Genomic DNA, 7588 nt, shown 5'->3' with positions numbered 1-7588 from the left:
AAAGGTTTCTTGATTTGAGTTTGCAGTACGTTGAGTTGCCACAATGTGGACAACGGAAACCATCCGGCCACCGTTGCTTGAAAAGTACTTCCCGGCATTGCTCTTCGCTACCATACTGACCCATAAACTCATGAATACTCATGACTTTTTGGAATTGAATCATGTTTTTTGTCATGACACACCTCCATCTTGGTTGGTCTGCTTCCATACCAAGATAAGCATGGCTGAACCAAAGTGGTAATCAGAAAAGATATTGTCCCCAAGGATGAGGCAGCAGGGATCCTTAGCGATAAACCTCTCGCCAATGAGAAAGGCCTGGGCCAGGCCATCGGGGGAGGGCTGTTCCGCATACTGGAGGTTCAGTCCAAAGCGGGAGCCGTCTCCCAGGAGTTTCTGGTATCCGGGAAGATCCTCAGGGGTTGAGATGATGAGAATCTCCTGCATATCCGCCAGCATGAGCACGGAAAGGGGGTAGTAGATCATGGGTTTGTCATAGATGGGCAGAAGCTGTTTGGAGACCCCCAGGGTAATGGGGTGCAAACGGGTTCCGGAGCCTCCGGCCAGAATGATGCCTTTGCGTTTTTTCATGATGTTTTTCCCGTTATTTCCTGGATCATGCGATGCACGCCGTCCTGCCAGGAAGGAAGATGCAGGCCAAAGCGTGTTTCAAGTTTTCGGGTATGGAGTCTTGAGTTGAGAGGCCTTTGGGCCGGGGTAGGGTAGGCGCTTGTGGGAATGGGACGGATCTCTCTGACAGCGAGGATCTCACCGGCTTCTCTGGCCTTTTCCACGACAAAGGAGGCATAGCCATGCCAGGAGGTGGTGCCGGAAGGGGCAAGATGGTACAGCCCGCTGAGGGTTTCATCCTTCAGGGCACTTCTCAGGCAGTGGGCCGTCACGTCAGCAATAAGATCCGCTCCTGCGGGGGCTCCCACCTGATCCTCAATTACCTGGAGAATTTCTCTTTCCCGCGCAAGCCTCAGCATGGTTTTGGCAAAATTGTTGCCACGGCGGGCATAGACCCAGCTTGTCCGGAAGATGAGGTGTCTGCAGCCTGAGGCCATGATGGCTTCATCTCCCTGAAGCTTGCTTTTTCCGTAGTGATTCAAGGGCCCGGTGGGGGCTGTTTCCGTCCAGGGAAGATGACCGCTGCCGTCATACACATAATCGCTGGAGTAGTGGATCAGCCAGCCGTTCAGACGGCGTATTTCTTCCGCCAGGATGGCGGGAGCCAGGCCGTTGATCCGGGTTGCCGCCTCTTTTTCTTCTTCAGCCTTGTCCACGGCTGTCCAGGCGGCTGCATTGACGGTGATAGCCGGTTTCAGGGTACGGAGGGTGCGGCGCAGGCCTTCCTGATCCTGTAGATCGCCGCAAAGATCACCGCAGTCGTCCAGATCCAGAGCAACCACGGATCCAAGGGGGGCGAGGGCCCGTTGCAGCTCCCAGCCCACCTGTCCGTTTTTTCCAAGAAGCAGAATGTTCATTTTGGCTCCCTTTATTTCGCATTCGCATCCAATGGCAGAATGGGTCCAGGGAAGGGATACACTTCCTGGATATAGCGGATAAAGGCCTGGCAAAGGGGCGAAGGGGTGCGGTCCTTGTGCCGGGTGAGGTAGAAGTTGCGCCGCAGATCGGCACCCTCCACCTTCAGGGCAAAAAGACGGCCCGAGGCCAGCTCTTCTTCCACGGCCACAGGAGAGAGGATGGAAACCCCAAGACCGCTTTTGATGCCCTGAATCACGGCCTGGGTATTGCCCATTTCCGCCACAATGCGAAAATCATCAATGGAAAGTCCCAAGGCTTTCAGATGGCCTGCAATGGCCTGCCGGGTTCCGGAACCCCTTTCCCGCAGAATGAAGGGTTCTTTCTTCAGGCTTTCCAAATCCATGCTTTCCCGGCCCGCCCAGGGGTGGCGGGGGGGAACCACAAGGCACATCACATCTTCCATGAGGCGGATCTGCTCGGCCCTGCGGTCTGTGCTGAGTGCGCCCACAACCCCAAGCTCCAGGCCGCCGGAGAGGGTTTCCGCAAGAATCTGTTCGCTGTCACCGATTTCAAGGGAAAGGGTGACATCGGGAAAGCGCTCCGCAAAACCGCCCACAAGGCGCGGAAGAATGTACGCGCCGGGGATGGTGCTGCCGCCCACCACAAAACGGCCCTTGATGGAGCCCTGAAATTCCGCCATGGCGGCTTCGGTTTCATCTTTCAGCTGCAGTATGCGGCGGGCATGCTGGTACAGAAGACTGCCTGCGCGGGTGGGCACGGCTTCTTTTCCCAGACGGTCGATGAGCCTGCATCCGAAATGGCTTTCGAGATCGCGGATATGGCTGCTGATGGTGGGCTGGGAGAGATGAACGGCTTTTCCGGCCTTGGAAAAGCTCTTACGCTCCACAACTTTGCAGAAGATGTTAAGTTGCCATAAGTCCATTTTTTCATTCCTGCCCCTATGGGCTGCAAAGAAAGGCTTTGCGGAAATCTGAATCATAAAAAAAGGGGATGGAGTCTTGTCAGGGTTGTCGCCTGATATACCCCGCCTGCTCCATTTTTTCCTTGAGGCGCAGGTGCACCGCAGGGCTGACCATACCGGAGATATCCGCGCCAAAGCGGGCGGCTTCCTTGATCACAGAGGAGCTTGTAAAAATCCATCGCAGCCCGGTGATGAGGAATACGGTCTGTACCTCACGGTTGAGGCGGCGGTTCATCATGGCCATCTGAAATTCGCTTTCAAAGTCGCCCATGGCCCGCATGCCCCGGACGATGGCTTTGGCCCCTTTTTTTTCCGCATAATCCACAAGAAGCCCGTCAAAGCTGTCCACCTCAATGCGATCTTCGTATTCCACAAGGCTTTGGCGGATCAGCTCCTTTCTTTCCTCCACGGTGAAGAGTCCGGTTTTGTTGGGATTGTGGAGAATGGCTACAATGACGGTGTCAAAGAGGCTCAAGGCGCGCTCAATGATATCCGTATGACCGTTGGTGAGGGGGTCAAAGGATCCGGGATAGATGGCAATGGTTTTCATGGCGTTCCGTAGGGATGAAAGCGTTATGCATGTGCGCATGGGACCCAGGGTCCGGCGTTCTGATTTTAAAAAAAAATTTTACTGAGGCCCTGGTCTGCCACAGGGGAGCTTCAGGAATCTGGAAGATCCCATAAAAAGATTGGCAGTATTTAAATCATGTTATCCAGAAAATCAATGTTCCTTTGGGTCGCAGGGGCTTTTTCCTGGCCTGGTTCAAAAAAGGCAAGCCGTGTTTTCCCGTAGATGCGGAGATCCAGAAGGGTAAAGCCCGTGTCAGGTTCGGGCAGGGCGTCTTCTTCCGTGTGCTCGCAGACCATGAGACTGGTTTCATGGAGCAGGCCGGTTTTTTTCAGGTGGTCAAGGGCCAGGGGCGTAAGACCCCTGCCATAGGGAGGATCCATGAAAATCAGGTCAAAGGGCGCTTCTCCTTTCAGGCAGCGCAGGTCTTTTTGAATATCCCAGCGCAGGATCCGGGTTTCTTGCCTAAGCCCCAGGCTCTGGATGTTCTCGTGAAGTACCTTCAGGGTCTGGGGATTTTTTTCAATGAAAACGGCATACAGGGCGCCCCGACTGAGGGCTTCGATACCCAGAGCGCCCGTGCCTGCAAAAAGATCCAGAACCCGTGCACCCTGGATGCGCTCCCAGCCCAGAATGGAAAAGAGGCTTTCCCGAAGACGGTCGCTGGTGGGGCGGGTGTCCATGCCCTTAGGCGCTTTGAGGAGGCGGCGCTTGAAGCGGCCTGCAATAACGCGCATGCTCACTCTTCCATAAGGCTGGAGAAGGTTTTGAGGTCCAGTCCGCAGGCCAGGGCGGCTTTTTCAGGATCCTGGTCATGGATGGCCAGCTGTTTTCGGACATACATCCTGGAAAAAAGATCCAGTGCTGTTTTGTAGTCCCTGGCAGCCATGGGGTCGGGGCGGACGGGCAGGCCAAACCCCTGGCTCTTGAGTATGGCAGGGGTGATGCGGGGGGCGTCGGTGCTGATGGCGAGCCTTTCCATCAGATTCTTCAGCTCCCGCACATTGCCTGGCCAGTCGTGGCGGATGAGCCAGTCCAGGGCTTCGGGGCTGAGGTTTTTGGGCGAAAGTTTTCCCCGGATGGCGGCTTCTTCCAGAAAAAGAGCCGCAAGGTCGGGGATATCCTGGGTGCGTTCCCGCAGAGGTGGCACCTGGATGGGCAGGACGGCCAGGCGGTAGTAGAGGTCTTCCCGGAAATGCCCCAGCCGGATTTCCTGCTGAAGATCCCGGTTGGTGGCTGCGATGATGCGCACATCCACCTGGATTTCCCGGCTTCCGCCAATTCTGTGAAAATGGCCGTCTTCCAGAAAACGCAGCAGATGACCCTGGGCTGCGAGGGGAAGATCCGCCACCTGATCCAGAAAGAGACTGCCCCTGTGGGCCATTTCCACACAGCCCTTGTAGCGGGGGGTGTCCGCGTTCTCCTTTTCCTGACCAAAGAGTTCGGTTTCAACGCGGTCCGGGGAAAAGGCTGCGCAGTTGATGCAGATGAGGGCTTCCTCGGAGCGTTCACTGAGCTGGTGGATGCTGCGGGCTACCAGCTCCTTGCCTGTGCCGTTTTCTCCGAGAATCAGGACCGAGGCGTGGCTGGGCGCTGCCTGGAAAATCTGAAGGCGCAATTGCTGGACGGGTTTGGAATTGCCGGTGATGGCGTGGCGGTCCAGATTCTTTTTTTTAAGGTAACGGTTTTCCTCCTCCAGACGCCGGAAATTGAGGGCGTTGTGGATGGTGATGAGTACCTTGTCAATGGAAAGGGGTTTTTCAATGAAATCAAAGGCTCCGGACTTTGTGGCCGTGACTGCGGTGTCGATGGTGCCATGGCCTGTGATCATGATCACAGGCAGGTGGGGCTCCATGCGCAGGATTTCCCTTAAGGTATCAATGCCGTCCATGCCCGGCATCCAGATATCGAGCAGGACCAGATCCGGCACATCTTCTTCAATGCTTTTCAGGGCTTCAAAACCATTGGGCGCGGTGCGGATATCAAAGCCTTCGTCCTGAAGCAGACCCCCCAGGGTCTGAAGGATACCGGGTTCATCATCCACAATGAGCAGGGTGGGAAACATGCAGATTCTCCTTGGGTGACCGTTGCTGGATCCGGGCTGAGGCCTCAATAGCATAAGGCCGGGTCGGAAGGCAAATCCGCAGACAGGAAAAAAAGAGGAAGAAGGCGAGGCTTCTCAGCCGTTTATGCGCAGGGCATTGTTGCCTGGGCATCAGGCCGTTGTAAAATCCTGCAGAGGATAGTCAATGCGGAAACAGGCGCCCGAAGGAAGGTTGTCCAAAACGGCAATGGCGGCCCTGTGTTCCGCCACAATGGAGTTGACAATGGCAAGGCCAAGCCCTGTGCCGCTGCTTTTGGTGGAGTAATAGGGTTCAAAAAGGCGGATTTTTTCTTCCGGGGCAATGCCAGGGCCGGTGTCCCGCACTTCAAGGCGCAGCACATGGAGATTCTCAGGCCTGAAAAGGGCCACGGAAATCTGCCCCTGATCTTCCAGGGCTGCGGCGGCGTTGTCCAGGAGGTTGAGTACCAGTTGCCGGGTCTGCTGGGGATCCAGGGCGATTTTCGGAAGCGGGGTTTCAATGTCCAGGTGAAAGCCGATCTGGGGGTGCATTTCCCGGAAAGACGCCACACTGTCCGCCACAATGGGGCCCAGGTGCTCGGGCCGCAGGCGCGCTGCGGGAAAACGGGCATAATCGGCAAAGGCGTTGACAAGGTTACGGATCACTTCCACATGATCCACGATGATGCGGGTACATTCATCAAACACAGGGTCTGTGAGCATGGATCTGTATTTCCTGCGGAGTCTCTGGGCGGAGAGGGAAAGGGGAGTCAGGGGATTTTTCACCTCATGGGCAATGCGTCGGGCCACTTCCCGCCATGCGGCCATGCGCTGGGCCTTTTCCAGTTCCGTGACATCGTCAAACACCATGACCGTGCCCATGCGTCTGCCTGCGTCATCCATGAGAGCGGAAAAATGCGTGAGAAAATTTCTGGGCTGGCCGGAAACGGTGAGACTTAAGGGGATTTCCATGTCGCTTTCCATGGTCTGTATGCGTTTTTCAAATTCTTCGGCCAGTTTGCGGTAATGTTTGGGGATGGCTTTTCTGTAGGGCTTTTTCAGGAGATTTTCCGAACAAAGGCCCAGCATTTTTTCCGCAGAAGGATTGATGGTGGTGACAATGCCTGCGGAGTTGAAGGAAATCACCCCTGCGGAAACATTTTTTAAAATGGTTTCAATGTAGCGGCGTCTTTCTTCAATCTCACTGTTCTGCTGGCGGAGCATGCGGGCGGAGAGGGAAAGCTGCTCCTGGCCCATGTGCAGATCCCGGGTCATGCGGTTGAAGGAATCCACAAGAATGCCGATTTCATCGTCCCCTGCGGGCGCAATCTGAAACTCAAGGTCCCCTTCGGCAATGCGGCGGGTGGCTTCGGCCAGTTCCATGATGGGGGTTGTGATGGTGCGGGCCAGATAAAAGGCGAACCAGATGGCGCAGAAAAGCACGAGAAGGGCCACAACGGTGAGGGCCAGGTAATAGATCTGCTGCACGGGCTGCTTGAGCAGCTTTACCTGCTGGTATTCGCTGGAGCCCTGGGTGATGGCCGCGAGGTTGTGGATCAGGGGCGCTGGGATGCGTTTGCCCATGACCAGGTAGCCCTGGATCTCCTTTTCCGAAGCGTCGTAGGGAAGGGGGCTGATGGTGCGGATCAGCTCGCCCGAGAGAATGATTTCCGTCACATCCCGGGTGACGGCGTCCTTTGCGGACTGGCGGAGTGTTTCGTGTGAAAGGGGGTGGAGGTTGCTGTCGATATGCTGATTTTTATAGGAAAACAGGAGGGATCCGTCAGGCCCGTGGATGTCCAGGGTGTCTGCGGGAATACCTTCCATGCGGGCCATGGCATAGGCCCTGAGGTTTGGGCGGTTTTTTTCGGTCATCAGATCCCTGGAGATGATTTCTCCGGAGATCTGACGGAGGAAAAAGCGGTTGTCTTCCGTGGTGCGGCTGTAAAGCTGGCGACCTACGGAAATGGCGTTTTCCAGAGCCTGTTCCACGGGCACATTGAACCAGAAGGCGATGCTTGTGGAAATGAAGTTCATGGAAAAAATGAAAAGCACTGTGGTGGGCAGGAGGGTGAGGGTGACAAAGGCCATGAGCAGGCGGGTGCGGAGTTTGGCTCCGGGAATCCTTTCCCTGCGGTCGTAGTAAAGTTTGACGAGGTTACGGAAGACAAGAAAAATGAGAAGGAGGAGCAAAAGCAGGTTGATATTGATGATACCGAACATCAGGAGGGTGTAGGAAAGGGGAAAATCTGCGCCGAAATCCAGCATGCGGGTTTCCACAAAGGTGAGGAGAGCCACCAGGGGGAGAATGAAAAGGATGATCACAAGCTCCTGTTTGCGGCGCTTGTTTTCTCCGTGGGGGGTGCGGGCTCGGGTCATGGGAACTCCGGCGGATCAGAAGGTGAAATCGATGCTGTACCAGTCTGTTTCAAAATTCCAGAAGGAGAGAAAAAAAAGGATGTGGTGCAGATAAAGCGGCAGGGTGAGTTCG

Annotated in this window: 7 protein-coding genes and 1 pseudogene; all 8 read right to left on the bottom strand. The window is 55.5% G+C overall.

Annotation, left to right across the window (positions count from 1 at the left end; translation table 11 throughout):
* Positions 1-175, bottom strand: a 175-nt coding sequence (locus RBR60_RS15685; RefSeq protein WP_320358516.1) for a transposase, incomplete at its 3' end; no start/stop codon positions are given.
* Positions 176-231: 56 nt separating this feature from the next.
* Positions 232-588 (bottom strand): annotated as a pseudogene (locus tag RBR60_RS15680) (sugar nucleotidyltransferase); the annotation flags it as partial.
* Positions 585-1484: a dTDP-4-dehydrorhamnose reductase gene (rfbD, locus tag RBR60_RS15675; protein WP_320358515.1), complete on the bottom strand. Its 900-nt coding sequence runs from the start codon at positions 1482-1484 to the stop codon at positions 585-587. The pseudogene RBR60_RS15680 and the gene rfbD, both read right to left, overlap by 4 nt.
* A gap of 11 nt (positions 1485-1495) precedes the next feature.
* Positions 1496-2428, bottom strand: a complete 933-nt coding sequence (locus tag RBR60_RS15670; protein ID WP_320358513.1) for a selenium metabolism-associated LysR family transcriptional regulator — start codon at positions 2426-2428, stop codon at positions 1496-1498.
* A gap of 79 nt (positions 2429-2507) precedes the next feature.
* Entirely contained in the window at positions 2508-3017 is a 510-nt protein-coding gene (gene coaD, locus RBR60_RS15665) for a pantetheine-phosphate adenylyltransferase (RefSeq protein ID WP_320358511.1), read from the bottom strand.
* 149 nt (positions 3018-3166) lie between these two features.
* Positions 3167-3772: a 16S rRNA (guanine(966)-N(2))-methyltransferase RsmD gene (gene rsmD, locus RBR60_RS15660; protein WP_320358509.1), complete on the bottom strand. Its 606-nt coding sequence runs from the start codon at positions 3770-3772 to the stop codon at positions 3167-3169.
* Positions 3773-3774: 2 nt separating this feature from the next.
* Positions 3775-5100 carry a sigma-54 dependent transcriptional regulator gene (locus RBR60_RS15655; RefSeq protein WP_320358508.1) on the bottom strand — a complete coding sequence of 442 codons (1326 nt, stop codon included), beginning with the start codon at positions 5098-5100 and terminating at the stop codon, positions 3775-3777.
* A gap of 150 nt (positions 5101-5250) precedes the next feature.
* Positions 5251-7476: a sensor histidine kinase gene (locus tag RBR60_RS15650; RefSeq protein WP_320358506.1), complete on the bottom strand. Its 2226-nt coding sequence runs from the start codon at positions 7474-7476 to the stop codon at positions 5251-5253.
* Positions 7477-7588 lie beyond the last annotated feature (112 nt).

It is taken from the genome of Desulfobotulus sp., from assembly GCF_034006065.1.
GTDB lineage: Bacteria > Desulfobacterota > Desulfobacteria > Desulfobacterales > ASO4-4 > Desulfobotulus.
The sequence above is the reverse complement of the archived record's forward strand: the minus strand, read 5'-3'. Positions and strand labels throughout refer to the sequence as shown.